A 1,053-nucleotide genomic window follows, 5' to 3' on the forward strand; every position below is an offset into this window, starting at 1 on the left:
AGTAGGCGTTAGCGTCGGCGCGCTTTTTGCGGAAGCAAGAAAGCGTGACGGAGAGGAATGTGGCGTAGCCCTAGCGAGGGCGACAGTCCCGAAGAGCAGCGATAATGCGTAGTTATGCGCCGTTGCGGGAATTCGCGACACGGAGGTCGCAAACCTTCTTCTTACTCTTCCTCTTTAATTCTTAAAAATTCTTCCGGAGAGACAATTTTAAATTCACTAATTTTTTTCAATGAAAGTAGATCCTTATCTCCAGTAATTAAGTAATCAATTTTTGCAGAGAAGGCTGCTTCAAGGATATGATAATCATTTCTATCTCTTAGATCTAAGTAATTTTTGAGTGGACTAGTCGAAATTAATTTAGTAATATCTCTAATTTCAGTCAAAACGATCTGAACAAAGTCATTAGTTAATTTGAATTTAGGTTTAGAAAGAGAATCTTCCAATTCTTTCAGAATTTCGTTTGAGGTAAAGGCGGTAACTCTTTCGTCAACGAGTTCCTGCAGAATCTGTCTTGGTTTTCCCTTAAATAGTATTGCCGAAATGTATACATTGGTATCTAACAGTATTCGCAACATTAAGAAGCTTTTCTTCTACTTCTAACTTTCTTTATTTCTTCGAAAATATCTTCTTCTGATATTTTAGATATTGATGTAGTTTTTTCTGCGAAGCTGAATATAGTTTCCCACCTGGATTTCTTTTCAATATATGATCTGGCTGCTTCGCGAATTAACTCCGACCTTGATCGATGTTCTTTCTTCGCAATTTTATCAATTTCCTTGAGAAGGGCTTTTTCGAATGAGATATTTACCGTCTGATTCATAAGGTAACAATATACAATATTTGTATATCAGTCAAGTCATTTCATTTTTACTTATTTTAAGGCATTTTTTAACCGCCGCACGGACGCGGCGATTTTCTCCCGCAATGGCGCATAACGAACTAGGCTACACGACGTTGTCCGTAGCTGAGCCTCGCAGGGGCGTTAGCGTCGGCGCGTCTTCTTGCAGAGCAAGAAGCGTGACGGAGGACAATGTGCCTTTAGGCCGAGCGAGG

At 39.9% G+C, this 1,053-nt stretch carries 2 protein-coding genes; both read right to left on the reverse strand.

The genetic code is table 11. The features are described from left to right. Positions 1–161 precede the first annotated feature (161 nt). On the reverse strand, positions 162–575 hold the full coding sequence (locus EHQ58_RS18525) for a putative toxin-antitoxin system toxin component, PIN family (protein ID WP_135625563.1): 414 nt from the start codon (positions 573–575) through the stop codon (positions 162–164). Beyond that, the gene (locus EHQ58_RS18530; protein WP_135625564.1) at positions 575–820 is read right to left on the reverse strand and encodes a CopG family ribbon-helix-helix protein; all 246 of its coding nucleotides are present in this window, start codon (positions 818–820) and stop codon (positions 575–577) included. The genes EHQ58_RS18525 and EHQ58_RS18530 overlap by 1 nt, the downstream gene beginning before the upstream one ends. Positions 821–1,053 lie beyond the last annotated feature (233 nt).

Source organism: Leptospira ognonensis, assembly GCF_004770745.1.
Lineage (GTDB): Bacteria > Spirochaetota > Leptospiria > Leptospirales > Leptospiraceae > Leptospira_A > Leptospira_A ognonensis.

Coding starts and splice junctions, on each gene's coding strand:
- EHQ58_RS18525 (WP_135625563.1), bottom strand. CDS start 575: ATGTTGCGAATACTGTTAGATACCAATGTATACATTTCGGCAATACTA.
- EHQ58_RS18530 (WP_135625564.1), bottom strand. CDS start 820: ATGAATCAGACGGTAAATATCTCATTCGAAAAAGCCCTTCTCAAGGAA.